Origin of the sequence: Clostridium sp. OS1-26, assembly GCF_030915445.1 — a bacterium.
GTDB lineage: Bacteria > Bacillota > Clostridia > Clostridiales > Clostridiaceae > Clostridium_AM.
Window position 1 is genome coordinate 3,567,422 of record NZ_CP133264.1, and the last position, 26,590, is coordinate 3,594,011.

Here is a 26,590-nt window from a genome sequence, read left to right on the forward strand (position 1 = left end):
CTATATAATAGGATTATAGTTTTTGAACAAGAAATTAAAAAATAATCTTTAGGAGGATATTTTTATGGGAATGATTAAAAGAATATCAAATATTTTTAGGGCAAAGGTTAACAACGCTTTAGATGAGGTAGAAAATCCAATAGAGCTTTTAGATCAAAAGATAAGAGATATGGAAGAAAGCTTAAATCAAGCAAAACTTTCATCTGCACAAATCTTAGGTAATGTTCGTGAGAATGAAAAGAAAATGAATACTGCTAAAAAAGAATCTGAAGAATATGATGAAAAAGTAAAGCTTGCAATGAGCAAAGGTAATGAAGAGTTAGCTAAAAAAGCCTTAGCTAAAAAGCTTGAGGCAGATAAGAGCTACAATTCATTAAAAACAAGTTATGAGGATGCAGTAAAAAAAGGCGAGGCTATTAAGAAAAAACTAAGAGATTTAGAAGAAGAAGTTAATAAAACAAGAACCTATAGAGATGAAGCTGCTGCAAGATATAACAATGCTGAGGCAAGTAAAAAGGTTAATGAAATCTTAGCAAATGTAGACGATGGAAACAATAGGATAAACTTAGATGATATAGAAAGAAAAATCCAGAAAAAAGAAGCCTTTGCAGAGGGATTACAAGATCTAAAACAAGAAGATACTTTAGATAAAGAACTTGCAAAGCTACAAGAAGTTGATTTGGATTCAGAATTACAAAAATATAAACAAAGCTAAAGTATATAATATTAACAAATAGTTTGTTATGGTGTAATATTATGTTAGTGGATAATTTTACACCTAACTATTCTTTAAAACTATTAATAAAAAGATAAATTTTATTTGGTCCAAATTTCAATTTATCCGATGACTACATGCTCTAATACTTATTTCTAAATGGAAGTAAAGAGTGGTTACGTCCTTGGATGACGAGTTCTAAGCATCAAATGGATTCAAGACTCCATAGAATGCCAAAAACTCTGTTTATGGGTAAAAGGTATATTTTGAGAGGTTATGGTCAGTGTTCATTAATATTATATAAGGGGGAATGTAGAAATGTTTTTAAGTGAATTTAATAAAAAAGAAGCCGTTGCATTTGTTAATCTAGTTGAAGTTTTAGCTAATATAGACCAAGTATTTGCTGAAAATGAAAAGGAATTATTAGAAGAATATATCGAAGAACTTTCTTTATCTAAAGAGGAGATAAAAAAGCTGGATTTTGAATCAGCTATTAAGGAATTAGAGGGATCTACAGATAGAATTAAAAATATAATATACTTTGAATTGCTTGGGTTGGCTTTATCAGATGGATCATATGATGAAAAAGAGATACAGTTTTTAATGGGACTTGCAGCAAGATTTAATATAACTATAGAGAAGCAGCAGGAATTTATAAACTATTTTAAAATGGTTAAAGAAGCATATGACTCTACTTTTATTAACTATGAAAGTAAATTAGAGCATTTAAAAAAAATAGCTTTAGATATAATATAGGGTTATTAGACAGTCAGTTAACTTATACCCCGGGCTATGTTTCCAAATATGAATATCTAACTATAGAGTAAGCTAAGGAGGAGTTAAAATGCCATACATAAATTCAACGTTAACTATTAAGCTGTCCGATGAAAAGAAGGAATTAATAAAAGCAAAGCTTGGTGAGATAATATGTGAAGTACCAGGGAAAAGTGAACAATGGCTTATGGTAGGTTTCAATGATAACTATCCATTGTATTTTAGAGGTGAGAGAAAAGAAAAAGCTGCTTTTGTTGAAGTAAAAATAATGGGAGAAACAGATAAAAAATATAAAGAGGTAATTACGTCAAGAATATGTAATTTATTTGAGAATGAACTTTCAATACCTTCAACTGAAATCTTTATAACTTTTCAGGATATAAATGACTGGGGTTGGAATGGAAGTATGTTTTAAATATAGTAAAGATAAAACAGTTTGCTTATATGTAAACTGTTTTTTTATACAATAATAAAAAAGATTATTTCAATATTACTATTGAAATAGTATTTTGTCTATTTTTTGCTCAATAAATGAAGAAGAATGTTATAATTAGTAGAATAATGGCCGAAATTTTGGTAAAATATCTTTAGAAGTTATAAATATGAATTATGAGGAGATTTTTATGCGGAAGTTAAAGCCTGCTATTGTTAGAGTAGTTTTAATATGTACAGCTCTAGCTATATGTTTAATATTACTTTTAATGTTTATTAATAAAAACACTGGAACTTTTAAAGCACAGCCAATAGCTAAGGATGGAGTTTTAGATTTAAAAAATTGGAGTTTTAAAAATCAAGGTATTGTTAAATTAGACGGGCAATGGCAATTTTATTATAATCAACTTTTAACTCCAGAGGATTTTAAAAAGAAAAGTGATTTAATGAAAACAGGAGTAATTAATGTTCCAGGAAATTTTTCTAAATATGAATATTTAGGAAAACAATTAAAAGGCCAAGGGTATGCTACTTACCATTTAAAAGTTCTTACTAATAAAGCAGAGGACTTGTATGCTATAAAAACAGAATTTATTCAAACAGCACATAAAATATGGATTAATGGTAAACTTGTAGCGGGGTCTGGAGTTGTAGGAGCATCTAAAGCAGAAATGATCCCAAAGGTTGCTACAAGCACTGGTGCTTTTTATAACAATACTGGAGAATTTGATATAGTCCTTCAAACAAGTAATTTTTATTATGGCACAGGACAAATTGACAGTATTTTATTGGGAACGGAATCACAAATTAGCAGATATAATGCTAAAAAATTAGGATTCGATTTATTCCTTTTTGGCAGCACTATAGTAGCTGTTATATATCATTTTGCCATGTTTCTAAGAAGAAAAAAGAACAAGGCTCCTTTGTATTTTGCTATAGTATGTGCCTTAGTAGGACTAAGAACTATTTTAGTTGGAGAAAGATTAATCTATAGTATATTTCCTAATATGAACTATGTTTTAAATACAAAACTTCTTCTGTGGACATTCTTTCTTTATATACCTATGCTTGTACTTTTTATAGATAGCTTTTACCCTAAAATCATATCTAAAGCAATAGTTAAATTTTCAAATACTGTAGGAATAGCTTACTTTCTTATAATATTGCTTTTACCTGTTGTAAACTATAACAATTTATTATTTCCTTTTGAAATAATAGCACTCTTTCTATTATTATACATTTTGTGTAACTTATCTTATAGATATTTTACACAAGGTGAAGGGTATCCAATGGTCATAGTTGCTGTATTTATATTGTTTATAACAAGACTTAATGATATTTTATATGAATATTCAATAATTCAGACTGATTCCTATGCGCCACTAGGAATGCTTATTTTTATTTTAGCTCAATCTTATGTATTAGCAGATAGATTTTCAACGGCATTTTCTAGTGTTGAAGAAATGACAGAAAAACTAAAATCTGTGGATAGACTAAAGGATGATTTTTTAGCTAATACATCCCATGAATTGAAGACGCCGTTAAATGGCATTATTGGATTATCTCAAAGCTTGTCTTCAGAATTGCCAGGGTCTCTAAGTAAGAGGAATAAAGAAACTTTAAATTTAATAGAGGCTAGTGCTAAGCGATTATCTAATTTAGTAAATGATATTTTGGATTTCTCAAAGCTTAAAAATAATGATATAAACCTTGAAATGAAAGCTGTGGATATTAGACAGCTTACTAATGTTGTCATAAAGTTTTGTGAACCGTTTATTGGCAATAAGGATTTAAAAATCATTAATAACATAGATTGCAACACTCCTCCTATCTACGGAGATGAGAATAGAATTGAACAAGTTCTGTATAATTTAATAGGAAATGCGGTAAAGTTTACTGAGGCCGGAGAGATAGTAGTATCAACGGAGGAAAGTGGAGATTACATAGAAATTACTGTATCCGATACAGGTATAGGAATACCATCGGAACAGATTAATAAAATTTTTGATCCCTATGAACAATGTGAAGGAATAAATAGAAGATACGGAGGAACAGGTTTAGGCCTGAATATAGCAAGAAAGCTAGTGAGGCTTCACAGTGGAGAAATAAAGGTTAAATCTGTGGTAGGCCAAGGTTCAAAATTTACTTTTATATTACCAAAACATAATTCCTGCGGCCATGAGATAGGTAACTTATCAATAGATACAGATAAAGAAGAGTTAAATGAAATATGGGACCACAAAGAAAATACTGAATGTAGTAAAGAAGTACCTAAAAACGGTAAAAGAATATTAATTGTAGATGATGAGCCGATAAACATAAGGGTTTTAAAACATTCTTTAGAGCAACGAGAATATACAGTTGTTACAGCTGCTAATGGCAGAGAGGCAATAGAAAAGGTGGCTAATGATAAGGATTTAGATCTTGTCATCCTAGATATAATGCTTCCTGATATGCTTGGGTTTGAAGTATGTACTCTATTAAGAGAAAAATACTCTTTACTTGAACTACCAGTTTTAATAATGACAGCAGATAATCGTGCTGAAAGTTTAGTTGTTTCCTTTGAATGTGGTGCCAATGATTATTTAAAAAAGCCTTTTGAGCGTTCTGAGCTTTTAACTAGAGTAAAAACTCTTATAGATTTAAAGCATTCAGTTAAAGAAGCTATAAAATTGCAGTTCCAGGTTGAAAATACAACAAAACAGGTAGAAGAGCTAAGTGAAAACTTTGAAGAAAACAAAAGAATGCTTACTGAAGTATTAGAGTATGATAAACTTAAAACTGAGTTTTTTGCCAATGTCTCTCATGAACTCCGAACTCCATTAAATGTAATATGGAGTACAACTCAGTTACTTCAATCAATAAAATTAACTAGCTATGGAGAAGGGTACGACATAAATAGATATTTAAAGATCATGAATCAAAATACCTTGAGGCTTTTAAGATTAATAAATAATTTAATAGATACCACTAAAATAGATGGAGGATATCTAGCACTTAATTTAGCTAATGACAATATAGTATATGCTGTAGAAGAGATAGTTTTCTCAGCTGCCAGCTACACTGAATCTCAAGATATAAATTTAATTTTTGATACAGAAGTAGAAGAAAAATATATGGCCTTTGATTCGGATAAAATCGAAAGAATAGTATTAAATATACTATCAAATGCAATTAAGTTTACTGAGAGAGGCGGCAGTATATTCGTTAATATTTATGATTTAGGAGATAGAATTAAATTATCCATCAAGGATACTGGAATAGGAATTCCTGAAGATAAATTAGAAAGTGTTTTTGGAAGATTTGCTCAGGTGAATAGGCCTATTTCAAGAAGAGGTGAAGGAAGTGGAATTGGTCTGGCACTGGTAAAATCACTTGTAGAACTCCATGGTGGGAAGGTATATGTTAAAAGTAAGGTTGGAGAAGGTAGTGAATTTATAATTGAATTACCAGTGACTCTTGTAGAAGAGAAGAAGGATTCAGAACTTGAATCATCTTATAAAGATATGAATTCCAAGTATATTGAGAGTGTTCAAATTGAGTTTTCGGACATATATGAATAATTAAAAGGTGCGGTTGTATTGCCGCGCCTTTTAATTATTTCTTTTCATATGACTAAAATATTTTTGAATTAATAATTAGTTTTTTTCAAATAATAATATAGATTACGATAGACATATAAAAACATAATAAACAGGAAATAGTTTTTTTATACATCATTTAAAGGAATTTGACTGGATGATATACAATATATTATGATGTTGTAAGTTATATTTCCATATAAGATTATATGTGGAAAATTTGTTTGAAAGAGAGAGATTATAATGAATAAGAAAACAAAGCTTTTAATAGCAATTACATTGTCAACGATGCTTATATCACAAGCATTGATAATGCAGACACCAAATAGTGTTAAAGCGGCAGGAGTTAGTGTACAAGCATCTTATGCAGCAGCAGAAAGTAATTCATTAGGTGGATTTAAATTAGAGTCCAAGAAATGGATAGAAGATTTAAAGTGTAATTCATATACATATGTTCACCCAAAAAGTGGAGCACATCTTATATATTTAGAGAGTAATAGCGATGATAAAATGATGTGTGTAAACTTTAGGACTCCAACTAAAGATAATACAGGAGTAAACCATGTAATAGAACATTCTGTACTTTGCGGGTCAAAAAATTATCCTGTTAAAGACCTTTTTAATCAAATGGGTAAGCAATCAATGAGCACATTCTTAAATGCTATGACTACAAATGACAGTACTATTTATCCTGTATCAAGTAAAAATGATAAGGATTTTCAAAATTTAATGAGCGTTTACTTAGATGCAGTTTTTTATCCTAATGTATTAAAGGATAAAAGAATTTTTCAGCAGGAAGGCATAAGATATGAATTAGACTCTAAAGATGGTGAGTTAAAATATAATGGCGTAGTATACAATGAAATGAAGGGAAACTACTCAATGCCCGATAGAATACTAAATAAAAGTATAGAACAATCACTTTTTCCTGATACCTCATATAAATTCGAATCTGGTGGATTGCCAGAAGATATGCCAACTTTAACTTATGAGGAACTTGTAAAGACCTATAACGATAACTATAATCCAGCAAATAGTTATTTCTATTTATATGGAAAGATGGATATTGAAAAAACTTTAAAATTTATTGGAGAAAAATATTTAAATAATTTTGATAAAAAAGAAGTTAAGACAGAGCTTCAACTTCAAAAACCTTTTACACAAAGAGTAGAAAAAACAGTAGAATACTCATTGCCTAAAGGAGCGCCTACTGATAATAAAACATATTTAAGCTTAAATTATGTAATTGATAAGTCTACCAATAAAGAGATGGTAGAGGCTTTTGCATTTATTCAAACATTACTTGGAGGTATACCGTCATCACCTATTAAAAAAGCATTAAAGGATAACGGATTTGGGGAAGATGTAAGTGTTAGATTTGACAATTCAAATATTCAGCCAGTACTAAGCATAGTAGCAGGAAATGTTAATGAAAATCAAAAGGAAAAATTTAGAAAGGTTGTTGATGATACATTACAAAACATAGTTGAAAAAGGATTTAATGATGAGTTATTAAATTCAATTTCTAAGGTATATGATTTATCACAGCGAATGTTAAAAGGAGATTTTGCTCTATCATATAATATGCTAATTATGAGAAGTTGGCTTTATGGTGGAGATCCTACAGCTTATTTAAATATGAATTCTGATATGGCAGATATTAAAAACAAATTTAAGACAGGATATATGGAAGATCTGATAAAAAAATATCTTGTAGACAATAAACATAGTTCATTAGTAGTCTTAAAGCCAGTTCCAGGCCTTGAGGAGAAAAAAGAAAGTGAATTAAAAGCAAAATTAGCTAATTATAAAGCTTCTCTTTCAAAAGATAAGATAGATGAATTAGTTAAAAATACAGGAGAGCTTAAAAATTGGCAGGCAGCGACCTCTACGCAAGAGGAAATAAATACTTTGCCTACCCTTACACGTGAAGATATAAATAAAAATGTTAAAGAATATAAAACTATCGAAAAGAGTGAAAATGGTGTGAAGGTACTTCAACACCCTATAAATACAAATGGTGTGGACTATGTAGGTTTGTACTTTGATACTACGAAGGTTCCACAAGACAAATTAGGTTATGTTTATTTATTAAGTCAAATCCTTGGGAATATAGATACAAAAAACTATTCTAAAGAAGAATTAGCAGAGCAGACGTTGATTAATTCTGGTGGTATTGGTTTTTCAACTAATTGCTTAGTTAAATACGGAGACAATGATACCTATTCTCCTAAAATGTGTGTTAACTTAATAGGATTAAACGAAAATATACCTAAAGGATTTGAGCTTCTACAAGAAATTATATTTAACAGTAATTTAAATGACAAAACTCGTATAAAAGAAATAGTGAATAATATAAAAATGCAAAAAGAGCAGGGCTTGGCATATAACGGATATGGTATGGCTGCAGAAAGAGTTGCATCCTATATGTCTGAATCAGGAAAATATAAGGCTTACGAAAATGAAGGATTCTACTCTTTTCTATGTGATTTAGATAAGAATTTTGATAGCAAGAGTGATGAAATTGTTGAAAATCTACAGCAGGTTAGAGATGCTATATTCAATAAGCAAGATATGATTGCGAGTATTACAGGTAATGATGAAAACTATAAAAGCTTTACTGATAGCTTAAATAAATTAGCGAGTTCACTAAAGAATGATAAGTTAACAAGTTACAAATACACTTTTGATAGCTCAAAAATAAATGAAGGTCTAATCATACCTTCAAAGGTTCAGTATGTAGTTAAAGGTGGAGATCTTAAAAAAGCAGGATACGCACAAAACGGGAAGCTGATAGTACTACAAAACATATTACAAAGTGATTATTTATGGAATAATATAAGAGTGAAGGGTGGAGCTTACGGCGCTAATATAGGAATAGAGAATGGCAGTGTTATATTATCCTCCTACAGAGACCCTAATTTAAAAGAGACTATTGATACCTTTGATAAAATTCCTGAATATCTAAGAAATTTTAAAGCGGATGAGAAACAAATGGACAATTATATAATTGGTGCAGCAGGAAGAGTTGATAATTCTACTAATATGTTAAGCTCGTTAATAGGGCCTGCAGCAGATGGTATGATTGCAGATGGATTGTACTTAACAGGAGTTAAACAATCTGATATGCAAAAGGAAAGAGAAGAACTTGTATCAACCACTGCAGAAGATATAAGGAACTTTGCTCCTGTTATGGATGCTGTTTTAAAGCAGAATTACCTTTGTGTAGTAGGTGGAGAAACTCAAATAGAACAAAATAAAAAGAATTTTATGGTAATAAAAAATGTGTTAACCTCAAAGGAAGAAAAAGGTAAGTTTATAGAACTACAGAAAAAAGATAAAGTAGTTGACAATAAGACCTGGACGGTGAAATTCTCTAACGACTTAGATCCTTTGACAGTAAATACAGCCAATATATATGTTTTAGATGAGGAAAATCATCAATTTAAAATAAAAGTTAGTTATGATAAGAACTCTAAGGCTATAAAAATAGAACCGGATACATCCTACGGAAAAGGGAAAAAGTATACATTATTTATAAAAGATATTAAATCTGTAGAGAAAGATGGAAAATCATCTAACCTTATAGCACCAGTAAAAATGGACTTTACAATTAATTAAAAATAAAGGAGATATGTTAATTTACTTTTGATATATCTCCTTTTGTCCGAATTGCCAAGTGATTGTAGACAAACTCCACCTGAAGCCAAGAATTCTGTTTATTTACTGATATAATAGCACATTATGCGCATAATAAAAGGGTACTAACGAAGTTGAAGGAGAGAGCCTTATGTGCAAAAATGCTAAAGTTCTATTGATGGTAAGTATGCTGTTCTCATTTGCTACTGGATTATCAGGTGTTTTTATAAATGTGTTCTTCTGGAGACAAACCAATGATTTTGTTGTAATAGTAATTTATAACTTAATTCATTACATAGCTACACCAATAACATTCCTTTTGGCCGGAATAATTGCTAAAAGGAAAAATGGTATATTGCCCTTAAGATTGGGATTATTAACCTATGCATTATTTTATGGGTTGATATTGTTTGTAGGAAATAAAGGAGTACCATATATATATGGTCTTGGAATTGTGTTTGGAGTGGCGGTAGGCTTTTACTGGTTGGCTTTTAATACTTTAAGTTTTGATCTCACCGATGTTAACAATAGGGATACTTTTAATGGTTTTAATGGAAGCTGTTGTGGAATTTCTGCAGCAATAGCCCCGATAACTTCTGCTTATATAATTAATAGATTTACTGGTATAAGAGGGTATAATATAGTTTTTACTGCTACTCTTACTATATTTTTAATACTTATTTTAATTAGCATGATTTTGAAGTGTAATAATTATTCTAGTAAGCTTAATTATAAAAAAATATTTTCAAGTAATTGTGATGAGTGGAAAGTTATTCAGAAGGCTACAGTTTTCTGGGGAATCAGAGATGTCATAATCATTTTTTTAGTAAATATATTAATCATTGAGATTACTAAAAGTGAACTTTCTCTGGGAAAATTTACACTAGCTGCATCCTTGATATCTTCAGCATCTTATATATTGGTACAAAAAATAATTAAGCCAGATCGTAGAAAAATTTCCATACTTATTGGAACAATAGGTTCTTTTGCAGCTGTTTTTGGGTTAGCTATGAATATAGAATATAAAACATTGTTAATTTATACCGTAGCGGATGCATTTTTTCTTCCATTTTTTATTATACAATTATCTTCATCTACTTTTAATGTCATAAATGAAGCTCATGAAGAAGATATGAGAATAGAATATATGATTAATAAAGATATAGCTCTCAATCTAGGAAGGGTTATAAGTGGAGTTATATTAATATTGCTACTAACTATATTTAAAAATACTTCAATACTAAGGTTTTACTTAATATTTATTGCTTTTGCTCCTATGGTATCAGGTTATTTCCTTAGAAAGCTAAATAGGGTATTAGAAGGCACATATATACCAACGCCTAAGGTTAAAAATAACCTCCAGAAAAAAGTGCGGTAACATTTACCGCACTATTAATATTAATGTCTAAAAATCTCCATTTAATAGCTGCTTATTATCTATAGATATTGTAAATTGTGAATCCATATTAGGGTTAAGGAAGAGGTTTTCAGGACCATCTTTTGTCCAGAAAAGTATTCCCATAGCCTTTTTTTCATCCTTAGGGTTTTTTGTTACTAAAAATCCACTTATATTTTCGTTATTTATAGTGAAGCCGCTAGAAGATAATCCACTTTTGTTTATAGACACAGGAAGACTTTGAGACAGAGAATTAAACAACTTATTATTCTGTGGATTACCTATAAGCATAACATTACTATCAATAAGGTCTTTCTCAGTGACATCCTTGTCTGTTTTAATTAATATCTTTCCATATAAGTCTCTAAAATAATTTTTTAAATTGTCATCAATTGATGATTGTTCTGTTTTATTAAGAGATGAAGGGGTAACAATTATAACTTTTTCTCCTTTTGCGGCTCTAAGAAATAAACTTCCTAATACCAAACCTTTGCTGCTTTCTGAAGCCGTTATTCTACTCTTTAAGCTCTCTACTGATATTTTTTCCAAATCTGCATCAGTTACTTTTAAATTTTCTGGATTATATTTATCTGAATATATAGCATTTTTTATAGCTTCTTTAACAGCACTTCCACACTTTTGTTCTATTATAGATAAGAGTCCATCAATAGATGAATTTTTAAATTTATATTCTTTGAAATAGGATTGCATTACTTCTTTAAACTTTGCGTCTCCAACTCTATTTCTTAAATCCTCAAATATTAAAGCACCTTTTCCGTATATTGAAATGTTATAGGACATCATGTTGTTGTACTTATCCACACTTGAGCCAGCAGGTGGAATTTTCATTTCACCATAAGCTCCTTCGCGAGATGTTGTAAATGGAGCCCTTAGCCTACTTAAAATGCCTTCTTCAGAGTACGGTCCCTCAGTTTTATCAAAAAAGTATGCAGTAGAAAAGGAAGTTAAAGATTCATCTAAGAATGGCTCCTTAAATTCATTATTGCCTACGGTTACATACCACCATTGATGTCCAACTTCATGAACAGCAGCTTGCTTTATAAAAGGTGTCATATCATAGAACTTATTCATTGAAGGAGTTTTTATGCTTGAAGGATACTTTGGCATTTGAACTAGTTGTGGATATTCCATAGCCCCACCTTGAAAATACGTTTCAACCATATCTAAATCATCATAAGGGTATTTTCCGAATTGCTGGCTGAAAAATTTAACTGCGTCTACAGAAGAGTCCAAAACTTTTTCAGCAGTATTTAGTGTTGAATCACTTTCTCTATCCAAATAATAGCTATTTACTTTTATACCATCAATTTCTTTAGATACAGATTTAAAATATGGACTCATAATCATTACAAAGTCTCTTACATCTTTTGCCTTTAGATTCATTACTTTAGCATTATTTTCTGAAGATGTTTCTGCTTCTTTTCCTGTGGACACTACAGTAAAGTTTTTAGGTACTTTAATATTTACATTGTATTCTGATATATCACTATAATTTGATTCCCCTATAGTATTGAATGAGTTTTCATCCCACTTGTTCTCCTTTGAGTCATACATTGAAAGTATAGGGTACCAGTTTGTAAATGAATACACATCATTTGAATATCCAAGTCTGGAAACACCATTAGGCAGCTTTAGATTAAATTGTATAGATATACTTAAATTTTCACCTTTCTTAAGTTCTTTATCTAGAGATATTTTAAGAAGTTCATTGTCTTGGGTATAGCTTAGCTCTTTTCCGTTTACGATAACCTTTTCTATTGAGATATCACCTTTTTCTTGTTCTGAAAGAGGCTTGTCCCCCATAGAACTATTGTAAAAAGGCATGGTTTCTCTTTTGTTGTATGAGTCTGCATATAGATGGAATTCCAGAGTTTTGAGGTCAGAACCACTGTTGTTACTAATATATACATCTTCTTTTCCGGTCAAGTTCTTTTTCTCTGAATTAAATTCTAAATTCATATCATATTTTGTAGGAAGAGAAGAAGCTTGTACAGTTGTTCCTTTAAATAGACATACCATGGATAATCCTGCTATAAAGGCAGTAACAGCTGTTTTCATGTGGCTTTTTTTCAATTTTGAACACATCCTTTTCGTTAATGTTAAATTTACATTTGTATAAATTATATCATTTTATGGTTATTTGTGGAATAAAATAAAGATTACAAAATAGTTACAAAATAACTATAAATCATAAGTTGAATAATAAAGTTGGATATTTATAGTATTTACAATAGTGCACTTATAATGTAAAATTACACTATAAGTGTAGTGGGGTGAGTATTATGATTACAGATTTTTTTCGTAGAGTGATATTAGGAAAAAGGGACAAATTTAAATTCGTGAGATATAAGAATAAAATGATTGATTTTAACAGTATTGATGAGGAATGTGGAATATATATACATGTTCCTTTTTGTAAAAATATATGCCCATATTGTCCTTACAATAAAGAAATATATGAAAAAAATAAAGCAAAGGAATATTCCAAGGCGCTGCTTAAGGAGCTAACTATTTATAAGAATAGTTTAATGGATAAAAAGATTACATCCATATACATAGGTGGCGGAAGTCCAGCCCTTTTAAGCCTAGAGCTTAAAGAAATCATTGATTTTATAAGAAGTAATTTTAATTTTGTAGGAGACATAGGAATAGAGATATATCCTTCGCAAGTGGATAAAAATCTTCTTCAAAACCTAAAAGAAATGGGAATTAATATGATTAGTCTAGGTGTACAAACTTTTAATAATGATAAGTTGAAATTTCTAGGAAGATGTTATAGTAATGAAGATGTACAGAAAGCTATAACTCTAATTAAAAGCTTTAATTTTAAGTGTTTAGATATTGATATCATGACTAATATACCTGGACAAACTATTAATGACATAGTATATGATTTAAAAACTGCTTACTCGTATGATATAGACCAAATTTCCATATATCCTCTTATTGTTTTTCCTATGACAAGTATGGATAAGATAATAAAAGAAAAGGGATTAAACAGATTCAGCGAACTAGGAGAAAAAAGAATTCTTCAAATTATTGATGAGATATCCATGCAGCATAATTATAAAAGAAGTTCCATATGGACTTATGGAAAAGACATGGACAACAGATATACATCCGTTACTAGAGAAAGCTTTATTGGGATAGGAGCAGGAGCTAGTTCCCTTTTTAGCAACTATTTTTACCTTAATACTTTTAATGTGAATGAATATATTAATTCACTCAATAAAGGTAGTTTGCCTATAAATATTGTAAATATAATGACAGAAAGGGAGAAGATGATATTTTGGCTATTTTGGAGATGCTACGATGGAGTAATAGATGAAAATAGATTTTATGAATTATTTAACAAGGATATGAAAAATGAATTTAGAATACTTTTTACAGCTTTAAAAATTTTGAAGATGATAAAATCAGAAGGAAATAAAGTGATTTTAACGGACCTTGGCAGATTTGCGTACCACTATGTAGAAAAACAGTACTCCATACATTATCTAGACAAGTTATGGCAGAGTTCTATGCAGCAGCCTTGGATAAAAGAACTTAATTTATAAGGAGATATGAGATGAAGAAAAAAGATTTCTTATATTTAGCTTATTTCGGTATCAAAAGTATAGTATTTAAAGAAAAAAAGCCAATACTAGGAACTATAATATTAACAGATTACTGTAATTTAAGCTGCAAGCATTGTGCAGTAAATAATATAAATAAGAAAATGCACTCCTATGAAAATATTATAAAGGAAATGAAAAAATTTTATAGCATTGGTATAAGAATTTTATTTTTCTGTGGTGGAGAAACCTTACTTTGGCAGGATAAAGAGAAAAATTTAAGAGATTTAATCAAAGAGGCAAGGAAAATAGGCTTTTATATAGTGAATGTTGTAACTAATGGAACTGTTACTTTAGATATTCCTGAAGCAGATGTAATATTTCTAAGCCTTGATGGTATGAAAGACACTCATAATTTGATAAGAGGAGATACTTATGACACTATCATGAAGAATATTGATGATGCATCAAACACTAACATATGTATTTATATGGCAGTAAATAAGTTGAATTTTAAAGAGGTGCAGGAAGTTGTTGAATTTGCAGATAAAAATCCTAATATAAATTCCATATCTTTTAATTTTCACACTCCATATAAAGGAACAGAATATCTTACTCTCAGCAGAGAAGAAAAGTTAGAAGTAGTAAGTAAAATCAAAGAGCTTATTAAGAAAAAGATGCCCATATTTAATTTGTATAGCGCCCTTGATGTTTATCTGAAAAATTCGTGGAATAGGCCCTGTTATCAATGTATAGTATCTGAAGAAGGTAAAATATACAATTGCGGGAGATGTGTAGAGGTAGAAGGACTATGCGCAGAATGTGGATATCTATTTGCAGTGGAGTTTTCGCTTTTATTTAATGGAAATGTCAGAGCTATAATTGACATGATAAGAACTTATTTAAAGTATGTATAGAGGAAAATTTTATATTAAAAAAGACCTTCAAATTTACTTGAAGGTCTTTTATGTACGTTTTTGAGAAATTGTATAAGAGCATGTGATGTTATTTTAAAAACATTACATGTGATATTTACAATAAAAGGTTTTTAATGTATAATTGAAATTTAGGCACAATTATAACTATTATATCATATAAACTTTAAATTACACAATTATTGTAGCATAAAGATAATGTATGTGTCAAGAGTTTTTTTAAAAAATATGGGAGCGTGATAAAATGAATGATTTTAATCAAAACCATCAGGATGAATTAATGTATCTTAAGAAAACACTAAATGTAATTGAAAATGAACTTCAAAAGGAAAAATCAGAGTTAAACAATAAACTAGGTAGTGTTATAGCATCTAGAAAAGAAATGTGGGAAGAAAGTGTTCACTTTTCAGAAGACTTTGATAGAATACCAGAAATGAATCATTATCTTTCAGAGGTTAACAGAGAAACTAGAGATTACACTTCTACACAAAAGCGTATAGAAAAGCTTAATAAAATGCTGAAATCACCTTACTTTGGAAGATTTGATTTTATAGAAGAGGGGTATGATGATTTAGAAAAGATTTATATTGGATTATATAATTTAATGGAATCTGATACAAATGAAATTTATGTATATGATTGGCGAGCTCCTATCTCAAGTATATTTTATCGCTGCGAACTTGGAAAAGGCACTTATAAATCACCTGTTGGATTAATTTCTGGAGACGTACTACTAAAAAGACAATATAAAATTCAAAACTCAGATTTGAAATATTTTTTGACAGCAGTATTGTTATAAACGATGAAATACTGCAAGAAGTATTAAGTCGTAATTCCTCTGATAAGATGAAAAGTATAGTAGAAACCATTCAAAAAGAACAGGATATTATTATCAGAGATACTGAAAATGAGCTGCTAATAGTACAGGGAGTAGCAGGAAGCGGTAAAACATCTATAGCATTGCATAGAATTGCATTTTTACTTTATGAAGGATTAAACTCTAAAATAAGTGCCAATAATGCTATTATTATTTCACCAAATCTTATTTTTAGTAAATATATATCTAATGTTCTTCCGGAACTTGGAGAAGAAAATGTGGAGCAAATAACTTTTGATGATATTATTATAAAGTCTTTGGGAAAAAGATTTTTAGTAGAGAGCAGACAAAATCAGCTAGAAAACTTAATTTTATTACAGCAACAAGAAGGTTGTTTTATAAAAACTCAGAGTATTAAGTTTAAGGGATCAGAAGTTTTTGTGAAGATTATAGATAGATTAATTGAGTATTTTGAGAAAAACTTGATTGACTTTAAAGATATATACTATGATGGAGAAATAATTGAAACAAGGCAGCAGATAAAGAATTTTTTCTTAAATAATAGAATAAATATGGTAATAACTAAAAGGTTAAAGAGAATTGAAAATATGATATTAAATAAGATTCATCCATTACGAAAGAAAAGGTTGAATAAAATAGAAAAAGTTGTTGAAAAGTGTAATAATCATGTACTCGAAATAAAGTCTTTTGCTCGGCTAATGGCTATTAAAGAAGCTAACGTGTTTATGGAAAACTTACACAGTTTTACGGAAGTAGATTATATGAAATTATATAAATTATTGTTTCATAAAAAGGGACTTTTATTAAAGCTTTCTGAAGGACTTCAACTTCCAGAAAATATAAGTGAAATAATAGAACAGACCCAAAAGAACTTTCAGCAAGAATACATTGAATACGAAGATTGCTTACCACTTTTGTATATTAAGCTAAAGCTGGAAGGTAGTGATGAGTTTCCAGAAATCAAACAGGTAGTCATAGATGAGGCTCAGGATTATTATCCTATACAGTATCAAATATTTAAGCTTTTATTTAAAAATTCAAGATATACGGTATTAGGTGATTTTAATCAAAGCCTTGAAAAGGAAGAAGATAAGAATATATATGACATTATTGAAGAAATACTTGATAAGAAAAAATCAGTAAAAGTTTTTATGAATAAGGGTTACAGATCTTCTTTTGAAATAAATTCCTTTACTCAAAAGCTTTTAAATGATAAGCATCAGCTTGTATCTTTTGAAAGGCATGAAGATGAACCTATGGTCATATATAAAGAGAATAAAGATAAACTGGATGAAGCAATAGCTTTGGACATTAATAAATATTACAGCAAAGGATATGAGTCCATTGCTATTATATGTAAAACTGAAAAGGAAGCAAGTGAAATACAACAAAGATTAAAAAGTTTTATTGATGTAAAAGTATTAAGTGATAAAAATAGTGAACTTAAAGAATGTCCATTAGTTATGCCAGCTTATCTCGCAAAAGGATTAGAATTTGATGTGGTAATCGTATATAATGTTTCAGCTGAAAACTATAAAAGTGAGTTTGATAAAAGGCTTTTATATGTGGCTTGCACAAGATCCCTTCACCAATTATCAATATATTACACCGATGAGAGAAGCAAGTTTATCTAAGTATAACAAAAAGTTGCTTACTGATTTAATTAGAGTTACTATATAACTTTTAAGGTATCATGAGTATTAAATTTCAGCAAAATTTTAAAAGAATTAAAAAAATCCCTGTATCTTAAAGGAAATATAATGTTTGTATAGAATATATTGTATTAAATACCTATATTATTTAAGTCCATCAAGTAGAACTTACAAAATGCATTAATTTAAGAATATTAAAAATATATAAGAGGTGTTTCTATGTTTTATAAGGAAATTAACCCAAAAGAGGAGAATGTGGATAATAGCAAAGAATTTAACTCATTATTTAATGCATTAGATGAGTATGTTTTAGTTGTAGACGAAAAGGGTACTATTTTAAATGCAAATAAGTCTGCATTATTAAGGTTGGGGTATACTTCTGAGGAGATTTATGGAATGAGTCTATCTCATCTATATTTATCCAAAAGCATAGATGAGATAAGAGAAATTATAAAGAATATGTTAGAAGGGAGGATATCTAAATTTAAAATGCAGCTTTGCACAAAATCAAGAATACAAATAGCTATAGAGGCATGCGTTTTTATAGGGAAATGGAATGAAAAAATAGCAATATATGCTATATGTAAGGAGTTTTCTGAGGCATCGGAAATAAATGTTCCATTAAAAATTGCAAACTATAATTGAACTGAAATTAGCTTAATATATGTTAAAGGTCAGCAGAAGCTGGCCTTTATTGTACTTATAATATATTAAAAATATAAAATCTATGCTAGAATATGATAAAAAATAATGTTACTTTAAGGAGAATTGGACAGATGAACATTCAAATATTTGGTATAAAAAAATGTTTTGATACTCAGAAAGCTGAACGATATTTCAAAGAAAGAAAAATTAAGTATCAGCTTGTAGATTTAAATCAAAAAGGACTGAGCAAAGGTGAATTAGAAAGTGTAAAGGCAGCAGTAGGGTTAAATAATCTAATTAATACTAAAGCAAAGGAATATAAAACGTTAAATCTTGAGCATATAAGAACTAGCAGTGTAAAGGAAGAGCTGCTTTTGAATAATCCTAAACTGTATAAAACTCCAATAGTTCGTAATGGAAAACAGGCCACTGTAGGATATTGCCCAGATGTATGGGAAGAATGGGAAAGTGAAGAATAGAATATAGATATCCAACTTGGATGCTTGACTTATTAGCGATATTCATAGGGGTAACTCTTAGCTCAGCCGGACCAACTTATCAATTAGCATTGATAAGTTGGTCGTTAGAAGCCATTTAGGCTTTTAATCAGTATTTAAGATTGCAAATATTCCAAAGCAGCTTCGTCAAGAGCTAAAATAAAATCATTAAATGTACTGTCAGATGTACCTCTATGAATACCTTAGTTAAGTCATATATCAGAGTTGAATATTTTCAACATAGTTTCTTAAAATATTTATAAATATAAAAATTAGAAAAGTCGTTCCTAAATAGTAAATAAAAAACTAATGGGATGACTTTCTTATTGATTAAGTTTTATTTCTATGTTAAGAAGCTAGTATAGAGAAATTAACTTTCGGCCAATTAGCCCTATAATTATTTAAACTAAGACAAGCTTTTTTTATATTTAACATAATCCATATCAGTAGCTAGTATATGTCCAGATATCCATTCCATGAAGAACTCTAGAACTTCCATTAAATACCCATCTTGATTGTGGTCTATTCTTTCTATGTCGGCATTTTTTATTTTTTTAATAAAATCATCATGCTGCACTTTATGGCTAAGAAATTTTTGTAACCTATATTCAGCAGATATTCTTCTTCCGTAGAAAAGTGATATTCGCAATAATCCAATAATTTATTTAAAATTACAACCACTTTATCATACTTGTCCAGTATTAAATCATTCTTTAAAAGATCATAGGATTCATTTCCTATTTTAAATAGTTCCTTATGTTGCTCATCTATAATTGTTATCCCGGTTTCATATTCTTTTTTCCATCTAAACATTTTTAATACCTCCGCACAAATTATGTTAAATACTATATGTAGATATTCTATAGTTTAACTTTTAGCCTTATTGATATCTATGTATAAGTATAGCAGTATGGGAAAATAATTCAATATCAATTGTTACATAATTATTAATTTTATATAATTGAAATTTACTTGATATTTTTAAGATAGTATAAATAAAAATAATAGCTACTTCATTGTAAATATTTATCCGATGACTTACTCACTCTAAATTGCCAAGTAGTCGTAGACAAATTCTACCGGAAGTCAAGAATTCTGTTTATAAGAATCTTATTGAAAAAAGTTTATTGAGTTATATTTATTAATGCAATTGACAACAATAAATGATAATGTTATTATGTCTATGAAATTAATAGATGAGAGGGAAAAATGGAAGAATTAATTCGTAATGCAAGTGTGAAAGATTTTAAAAGGGGGTATGTTTGGAATTGCAAGAACGCACAATTTGTTTGCCTGATATGTGGTCAAAATATTGGTGACAACGATACTGATGCAAGTGCTCACATTATAAAACATGGTAGTCCAATTGAAAGACTTCTTTTATTAGACAAGAAGTATACTGGATTGACTGAAATTCAAAAAGAATTTTTGACAATGATGTCAAGCAAATACACTGACAAAGAGATCGCCAGTAAGCTTGCTTGCGCAGAATCAACAGTAAGAAATATGAGATTTGCATTAAGAGAACGGGCAAGACAAGCAAGAGCTTTTTTAGCAATCATGGAGTTAGTAGAGGAAGAAAAGCCAACAGCAGTACAGCCTCCTAAGCTTCGGGTTTTTCCTGCTAGAGAAGGAAAAAGAAAAGCCTTATTACCGAGGTTTGCAGCTCTATTTGAACCAAACAGAGAATATACAGAAATAGAAGTAAAAAAAATTATTAAGACTATTTATGAGGATGATGCAACAATACGACGCTATCTAGTAGACTATGGGTATCTAAAGAGAAATACTAATGGAAGTAAGTATTATAAGAATTGTGAGGGCAATATTATGGATAATTTAGAGAGAAAAGAGTTAATTAACAAGTATAAACAACAGGAAATAGAAATGGGTATAATTAAAATACATAATAAGATAACAGGATATTCTTTTGTAGATATATGTAAGAATTTATATAAGCCATTTGAGGGAATAAAGTTTAGATTAGGCACAGGAAGCTGTAAGCCAAAAAAAATGCAAGAGGATTGGAACACTTATGGGAAAGATTCCTTTACTTTTGAAGTTGTGGAAAAGCTTAAGCCGAAGGAAGGCGCTACAGAGAAGGAAAAAGTTGATGAATTAAATGAACTAATGAAGATGTGGATTGATAGTCAAGGGGGAAATTTAAAGTTGTATTAAAAGATCTAACAGAGAATCAAACATGAAAAAGAATAGAATTAAATTAGAACCTTATCTTCTAAATATATTAGTAGATAAGGTTCTAACTTATATTTCTCATTCCCTAAGCAACAACTACATGCTCAGATCCTCAGCAATAATATATCTATATAATTACAAAGTGATATTTCGAAAGACAGAATTAAAAGAATATAGTAAAATACAATTATAAAAATATAAAAATATTGGGAGGAAAATATGAGTAATGCATTTTACTATGAGACGAAAATTGGCAAAATAGGAATTGTTGAGAATGGAAGAGCGATTACTCATCTTTATTTTGGAGAAATTATTCCTAAAGATATAAATATTGTGGAAACACCTTTGTTAAAAAAAGCAAATCAGGAACTTCAAGAATATCTCGATGGAAAAAGAAAAGTATTTGATTTGCCACTTGCGCCAGAAGGTACAGAATTTATGGAGAAGGTGTGGAAAGCATTAAAAAAAATTCCTTATGGTGAAACCTTCAGCTATAAAGATATAGCTAAAAATATTGGTAATATAAAAGCTTCTCGTGCGGTAGGCATGGCGAATAATAGAAATCCAATCCTTATTTTTATCCCTTGCCATCGTGTAATTGGTGCTAATGGTAATTTAGTTGGCTATGCTGGTGGTTTGGATGTAAAAGAAAAGCTTTTAGAAATGGAAAAGCAAAATGCAAACAGTTAAAACTAAATTTTTTCGATATGGTGCAACAGAAATTACCTATTTAAAGCAAGTGGATAAAATATTAGGAGAAGCTATAGAGAGGCTTGGTAAAGTAGAACGTATTATTATACCTGACTTATTTTCGGCATTGATTCATGCAATTATAGGGCAGCAAATATCTGTAAAAGCTGTTCATACTATTTGGAGTAGGATGCAAGAACGTTTTGGTGAAATCACGGCACAAAATATATCAAGGATCTCTACACATGAAATACAACAATGTGGAATAACAATTAGAAAAGCAGGATATATCAAAAGCATTGCGGATATGATAATACAAGGTGATTTGAATTTGGATGAACTTTATAATTTATCAGATGAAGAAGTTATCAAAAAGTTGTCCTCATTACATGGAATTGGTGTATGGACAGCGGAAATGCTTCTGCTTAATTCAATGGAACGGCCTGATGTTGTAAGCTGGGGTGACATCGCAATTAGGCGAGGCATGATGAAGTTATATGGTCTTTCAGAACTTACTAAAGAGCAATTTAATGAATACAGAAATCGATATTCCCCTTATGGGTCTGTGGCTTCTATTTATCTTTGGAAACTAGCTTTTGAAAAATTATAATACAAAATGAGGAGAAAAAAGTTGGAGAAGAGAATAATAGAACAAACTTTTAAATTAGAAGAAGAAGAAAAATGGAATGCAGTAGTACGGTGTAAAAGCAATTATGATGGCGTTTTTTCTATGGTGTAAAAACTACTGGGATTGTTTGCAAACCATCTTGTAAATCCAAAGAACCGAAAAGAAGTAATGTTATATTCTTTGATAATATAGAAGATGCCTATGCCCATGGTTTACGTCCTTGTAAAAGATGTAGACCAGATCTAATAAGATTTAATCCTAAAAAGGATTTAATTAAAAAATCAAAGCATATTTTTGATAAATATTATGCTAATCGTGAGGAGTTAGAGGTAGAGGTAAAGAAATTAGGAATTAGTCAAAATTACTTGATACAATTATTTCGTGAAAAATATGGACTTACTCCAGTAAAATATTTAAATCAGCTTAGAATAAAGAAATCTCTAGATTTATTGTCTAACACAAGTATCAATATTACAGATATTGCATTATGTTCTGGTTTCGAAAGTCTCTCAACCTTTTATGATTTTTTCAAAAAGCAGATTGGAATGACGCCAAAAGAATATAGAAAAAAATAAAAATATCGTTAACTTAAAGCCCGCTATACTAAATTATTTAATTTTAGCGGGCTTTGTTGTTAATTGTCATTGTGATTATACTTCAAAAATATTTACCTGGAATAATCTATAAATATAAATTATAATAAAATAAAGATGTATAACTAAATGTAATAGTTGAATATCTATCAAGATATACAAATTTCTTAATTAAGAATAATGGAGGAATAAAAATGAAGAAAATAGTTGTTTTTGGAAGTAAGCATTGACCAGATTGTCAACCTGTGAAAGAGTTTCTTTCTGAAAATGATATTAAGTTTGCATTTGTCGATATTACTGAAAGTATGTTTAATTTAAAGATGTATCTTAAGTACAGAGATAACAGACCTGAGTTTGAGGAAGTTAAGAAGAGTGGAAAGGTTGGAATACCATTTATATCAATTAACAATGGAGAAAAGCTGATTTTCGATGAACAACCTGACTTAAATGAACTTAGAGATTAAAATAAAGGGAGCATATGTAAGGAGAGGTTACATATGCTCTTTGTTATGTATTTTTATTTCTTTCTGCTTCATCAAAATACTAAATATCAACTGAAAATATTGTTGCTATATCAGCAAAAAAGAGTATTATTTTTTAGCTTTAATTGTAATAATAAATTTATAATTTAGATAATTGATCATATTTTTGTGGGAAATATGTTTATTGAAAGTTTATATAGACATTATTAGAAAATATTATCTTAAATAATTTTAAAAAAGCACTTTAGCCTGTTGAATTATTTAGAATTTTATAATATAATTTCTAATGTTGTGCAAATTTGTAAGTGTGGGGATGAAGTAAGTAATGGAAGAAAAAATTGAAATACTTAGAAGAGAATTAAATAAACTAACTGAAGAAGCAAATTGTTTATGTTCTGATAAAGTAGTTAAACTAAGCCAACAATTGGACAAACTTATTTATAAATACTACGAAAACACTATGATAGCTTAAGGGTGATTTATTTTTGGAATTTCACTATATGCAGTTTGGCTAGGAGAGATCATTCTACTTTTACATATTATTTTTATGATAAGAATTTTTATAATTACAATATATAATTGAATATACAATATTTCAATTTACATTAGCTATATAGTTACAAATAAATTTTAACTATATAGCTAATTTATTATGTTATCATGATATACATAACTTTTGCTTAAGCAATGCTGCTAATAAGGCTTGAAAAATCAGAGTAATTGTAAAATTAGTCCTATTTTACAGTTACATAGAATTGGAAAAATTATAATCTTTAGATTGGTAATGTTTTGAAAGAGTGATATATTGAAAAGTTAATCTTTCATATTTCTGAAAAATCTCTTTTTTCATATTGAAAAAAACTTGTTTTTTAGTTACAATTTAATAAGAATGAAATGCCTTTATAGGTTAATTTATCAAAAATATTTCAAGTTTTTTTATAAAAAAGGAGGGGGAAATTGGTGAGGATTAAATTTATTAGGATTAGTACCATTCTTATTTCTGTTATGATAACTATGACAGCTTTAACAGGCTGTGCGGGGAAAAATAGTGATGATTCAAAAAAGGATCAAATCATACGATATAACCTTGGCGCAGAACCGAAAACTCTAGATCCAGGGTTAACTAATACTACTGAAGGAATAACAGTAGCAGCTAACTCCTTTGAAGGATTATTAAGACTAGATGAAAAGGAAAATCCTGTGCCTGGAGTTGCAGATAAGTGGGAAGTTTCACCAGATGGATTAAAATACACTTTTAATTTAAGAAAAGATGCTAAATGGTCTGATGGAAAAACTGTTAAAGCAGAAGATTTTAAATATGCTTGGCAAAGAGCCTTAGATCCTAACATTGCTTCTGAATATGCCTATCAACTTTTCTACATAAAAAATGGTGAGGCTTTCAATAAAGGAAAGGTCAAGGCAGAAGATTTAGGGATAAAGGTTATAAATGATAGTAAATTAGAGGTCACGCTTGAATACCCTACAAGCTATTTTTTATCACTTACAGCTTTTCCGACTTATTCACCTGTAAGAAAGGATATTGTTGAAAAAGATCCAAAAGCATGGTCAAATAAAGCAGATACTTTTGTATGCAATGGACCTTTTAAAATGAAGGAATGGAAGTTAAAGGATTCGATAAACTTTGTTAAGAATGATAACTACTGGAATGCAAAGTCCATAAAACTAGATTCATTGCAGTTTAAATTACTTGAACAAGCCTCAAGTGCTCTTTCAGCCTTTAGAGCTGGACAAATAGATTTTATGGAGGCACCACCGCTTCAAGAAACTCCAAATCTTTTAAAAGAAGGTATTGCTAAAGTTTATCCATACCTTGGAACTTGTTATGTTTCATTAAATGTATCCCCTAAAGCAAAAGAAGTAAGTGCTGAGGCTGCTAAGGCCTTAAGTAATCCAAAGGTAAGAAAGGCTTTAGCGCTAGCTATTGATAGAACGCAAATAGTACAGAATGTAACAAAGGGTGGACAAAAGCTTGCTACTGCCTTTGTAAGTACTGGAATTAATGAAGATAAATCTGGTAAAGACTTTAGAAACAAAGATTACTATAAACCAGAAGCAGATGTGGTGGAAGCAAAAAAATTGTTAGCTGAAGCTGGATATCCTGATGGAAAAGGCTTTCCAAAATTAAGCTACTTATATAATACTGCAGAGGATAACAAGAATATAGCTGAAACTCTTCAAGACATGTGGAGAAAAAATTTAGGAATAACTGTTGATCTAATAAACCAAGAAAAGAAAGTATTTATGAATACAAGAAAAAATAAGGAGTATCTAACTGCAAGAGGCAGTTGGATTGCTGATTATAGCGATCCTATGACTTTCCTTGATATATGGGTAACAAATGGGGGAAACAACAATACTGGTTATAGCAATCCTGAATATGATAAAAAAGTAAGTGCTGCTAAGGTAGAAAAAGATAGCGCAAAGAGAATGCAGCTGCTTCATGAAGCTGAAGATATACTTATGAATGATATGCCTGTAATACCAATTTACTTTTATGTAAGCATTGGATGCTCTAAGGATTATGTAAAAGGTGTTCACAAATCACCACTAGGTATGACTTTATTTGATACTGCTTATATTCAAAAATAGTATTAAGTTGTGTAATAAGTTTACTTTAAAGTTTTAAAGCAGCGAAATCAATTAAAAATACACGCTGATGTATAAGTTTCAGCGTGTATTTTATGTTGACTGATTAAACTATTAATTATTCTTTTCGAGAATAATTAATAGTTTATTGCTATCTACAGATTAATCCTTCTATACCTGTAATGCCAAGTCCTGGTTTATCAAGCAGCTTAATCTTGTAGTCTTCATTCTTTTGATATTCATATCAGAGTCTACACCAACTTTTATTTTTAAGGTTTTATAACCATGCTTTATAACATCTATTTTTTCTTTATCTACATTGTCAATATAAAATCTTCTTTTAAATTCACCATAACTTCTCTCTCGTCTTACATAGTTATTGTTATCCTTATTTTCTATAGTTTCTTCTCTTTTAGCACTAATAGTTAAATAATTATTTTCGTATTCAACATCAATAGCTTCTTTGTTAATTCCAGGTAAATCTGCCTCAACCATATATTCGTTTTCTGTTTCCTTTAAATCCACTCTAAAACTATTTCTAAAGTTAGTCATTGGGGCAAAGAAATCACGATTTTTATGGAATTTTACCAATTAATTTTATTTAAATTATGAGAAAAAAATATAGGAGATAATAAAAAAATACATTTTTTAACTTGACAATCATTGTTTACAAATGTAGACTGTGATTGTAGATCTACATTTGTAAACTTAAAAT

The 26,590-nt window shown here is 29.5% G+C and carries 23 protein-coding genes and 1 pseudogene; 20 read left to right on the forward strand and 4 right to left on the reverse strand.

The window, feature by feature from the left end:
- Positions 1–64 precede the first annotated feature (64 nt).
- From RCG18_RS17415 to RCG18_RS17440, 6 genes are all read left to right on the forward strand, one after another.
- Entirely contained in the window at positions 65–715 is a 651-nt protein-coding gene (locus tag RCG18_RS17415; protein ID WP_308037295.1) for a PspA/IM30 family protein, read from the forward strand.
- A 318-nt stretch (positions 716–1,033) separates the two neighbouring features.
- Positions 1,034–1,471, forward strand: a complete 438-nt coding sequence (locus RCG18_RS17420; RefSeq protein ID WP_308037296.1) for a hypothetical protein — start codon at positions 1,034–1,036, stop codon at positions 1,469–1,471.
- 88 nt (positions 1,472–1,559) lie between these two features.
- A complete protein-coding gene (locus tag RCG18_RS17425) occupies positions 1,560–1,904 on the forward strand; it encodes a phenylpyruvate tautomerase MIF-related protein (RefSeq protein WP_308037297.1) in 345 nt (114 codons plus the stop codon).
- 208 nt (positions 1,905–2,112) lie between these two features.
- A complete protein-coding gene (locus RCG18_RS17430) occupies positions 2,113–5,484 on the forward strand; it encodes an ATP-binding protein (protein ID WP_308037298.1) in 3,372 nt (1,123 codons plus the stop codon).
- Positions 5,485–5,745: 261 nt separating this feature from the next.
- On the forward strand, positions 5,746–9,123 hold the full coding sequence (locus tag RCG18_RS17435; RefSeq protein ID WP_308037299.1) for an insulinase family protein: 3,378 nt from the start codon (positions 5,746–5,748) through the stop codon (positions 9,121–9,123).
- Between the two features lie 169 nt (positions 9,124–9,292).
- Positions 9,293–10,519: an MFS transporter gene (locus RCG18_RS17440; RefSeq protein ID WP_308037300.1), complete on the forward strand. Its 1,227-nt coding sequence runs from the start codon at positions 9,293–9,295 to the stop codon at positions 10,517–10,519.
- A 27-nt stretch (positions 10,520–10,546) separates the two neighbouring features.
- Here the strand turns inward: RCG18_RS17440 and RCG18_RS17445 are convergent, their stop codons facing one another.
- Positions 10,547–12,631 carry a M1 family metallopeptidase gene (locus RCG18_RS17445; RefSeq protein WP_308037301.1) on the reverse strand — a complete coding sequence of 695 codons (2,085 nt, stop codon included), beginning with the start codon at positions 12,629–12,631 and terminating at the stop codon, positions 10,547–10,549.
- A gap of 209 nt (positions 12,632–12,840) precedes the next feature.
- On the opposite strand from RCG18_RS17445, the gene RCG18_RS17450 reads away from it, so the two are divergent.
- The 6 genes from RCG18_RS17450 (at position 12,841) to RCG18_RS17475 (ending at position 18,661) form a co-directional block, all read left to right on the forward strand.
- A complete protein-coding gene (locus RCG18_RS17450; protein ID WP_308037302.1) occupies positions 12,841–14,115 on the forward strand; it encodes a coproporphyrinogen-III oxidase family protein in 1,275 nt (424 codons plus the stop codon).
- A gap of 11 nt (positions 14,116–14,126) precedes the next feature.
- Positions 14,127–15,029 carry a radical SAM protein gene (locus tag RCG18_RS17455; RefSeq protein ID WP_308037303.1) on the forward strand — a complete coding sequence of 301 codons (903 nt, stop codon included), beginning with the start codon at positions 14,127–14,129 and terminating at the stop codon, positions 15,027–15,029.
- A gap of 262 nt (positions 15,030–15,291) precedes the next feature.
- Positions 15,292–15,846 carry a hypothetical protein gene (locus tag RCG18_RS17460; protein WP_308037304.1) on the forward strand — a complete coding sequence of 185 codons (555 nt, stop codon included), beginning with the start codon at positions 15,292–15,294 and terminating at the stop codon, positions 15,844–15,846.
- Between the two features lie 47 nt (positions 15,847–15,893).
- Positions 15,894–17,519: a 3'-5' exonuclease gene (locus RCG18_RS17465; RefSeq protein WP_308037305.1), complete on the forward strand. Its 1,626-nt coding sequence runs from the start codon at positions 15,894–15,896 to the stop codon at positions 17,517–17,519.
- Positions 17,520–17,756: 237 nt separating this feature from the next.
- On the forward strand, positions 17,757–18,182 hold the full coding sequence (locus tag RCG18_RS17470; RefSeq protein ID WP_308037306.1) for a PAS domain-containing protein: 426 nt from the start codon (positions 17,757–17,759) through the stop codon (positions 18,180–18,182).
- Positions 18,183–18,313: 131 nt separating this feature from the next.
- Entirely contained in the window at positions 18,314–18,661 is a 348-nt protein-coding gene (locus RCG18_RS17475) for an arsenate reductase family protein (protein ID WP_308037307.1), read from the forward strand.
- Between the two features lie 424 nt (positions 18,662–19,085).
- Here RCG18_RS17475 and RCG18_RS17480 read toward each other — a convergent pair whose 3' ends face one another.
- Positions 19,086–19,256 carry a hypothetical protein gene (locus RCG18_RS17480; protein WP_308037308.1) on the reverse strand — a complete coding sequence of 57 codons (171 nt, stop codon included), beginning with the start codon at positions 19,254–19,256 and terminating at the stop codon, positions 19,086–19,088.
- Positions 19,226–19,492, reverse strand: a complete 267-nt coding sequence (locus RCG18_RS17485) for a hemerythrin domain-containing protein (RefSeq protein WP_308037309.1) — start codon at positions 19,490–19,492, stop codon at positions 19,226–19,228. Before RCG18_RS17485 ends, RCG18_RS17480 begins: the two co-directional genes overlap by 31 nt.
- Positions 19,493–19,888: 396 nt before the next feature.
- Between RCG18_RS17485 and RCG18_RS17490 the strand changes: the two genes are divergently transcribed.
- The 8 genes and pseudogenes from RCG18_RS17490 (at position 19,889) to RCG18_RS17525 (ending at position 25,878) form a co-directional block, all read left to right on the forward strand.
- Complete coding sequence (locus RCG18_RS17490) at positions 19,889–20,857, forward strand: DUF2087 domain-containing protein (RefSeq protein WP_308037310.1); 969 nt, start codon at positions 19,889–19,891, stop codon at positions 20,855–20,857.
- Between the two features lie 237 nt (positions 20,858–21,094).
- Entirely contained in the window at positions 21,095–21,565 is a 471-nt protein-coding gene (locus RCG18_RS17495) for a methylated-DNA--[protein]-cysteine S-methyltransferase (RefSeq protein WP_308037311.1), read from the forward strand.
- Entirely contained in the window at positions 21,552–22,175 is a 624-nt protein-coding gene (locus tag RCG18_RS17500; protein ID WP_308037312.1) for a DNA-3-methyladenine glycosylase, read from the forward strand. The genes RCG18_RS17495 and RCG18_RS17500 overlap by 14 nt, the downstream gene beginning before the upstream one ends.
- 140 nt (positions 22,176–22,315) lie before the next feature.
- Positions 22,316–22,375 (forward strand): annotated as a pseudogene (locus tag RCG18_RS17505) (Ada metal-binding domain-containing protein); the annotation flags it as partial.
- A gap of 183 nt (positions 22,376–22,558) precedes the next feature.
- Positions 22,559–22,768: a helix-turn-helix transcriptional regulator gene (locus RCG18_RS17510; RefSeq protein WP_308037313.1), complete on the forward strand. Its 210-nt coding sequence runs from the start codon at positions 22,559–22,561 to the stop codon at positions 22,766–22,768.
- 263 nt (positions 22,769–23,031) lie between these two features.
- The gene (locus RCG18_RS17515; RefSeq protein WP_308037314.1) at positions 23,032–23,250 is read left to right on the forward strand and encodes a hypothetical protein; all 219 of its coding nucleotides are present in this window, start codon (positions 23,032–23,034) and stop codon (positions 23,248–23,250) included.
- 343 nt (positions 23,251–23,593) lie between these two features.
- The gene (locus RCG18_RS17520; protein WP_308037315.1) at positions 23,594–23,740 is read left to right on the forward strand and encodes an aspartyl-phosphate phosphatase Spo0E family protein; all 147 of its coding nucleotides are present in this window, start codon (positions 23,594–23,596) and stop codon (positions 23,738–23,740) included.
- Positions 23,741–24,228: 488 nt separating this feature from the next.
- Positions 24,229–25,878 carry a peptide ABC transporter substrate-binding protein gene (locus tag RCG18_RS17525; protein ID WP_374118919.1) on the forward strand — a complete coding sequence of 550 codons (1,650 nt, stop codon included), beginning with the start codon at positions 24,229–24,231 and terminating at the stop codon, positions 25,876–25,878.
- A 168-nt stretch (positions 25,879–26,046) separates the two neighbouring features.
- On the opposite strand, the gene RCG18_RS17530 is transcribed toward RCG18_RS17525, so the two are convergent.
- Positions 26,047–26,427, reverse strand: a complete 381-nt coding sequence (locus tag RCG18_RS17530; protein WP_308037317.1) for an Hsp20 family protein — start codon at positions 26,425–26,427, stop codon at positions 26,047–26,049.
- Between the last annotated feature and the right edge of the window lie 163 nt (positions 26,428–26,590).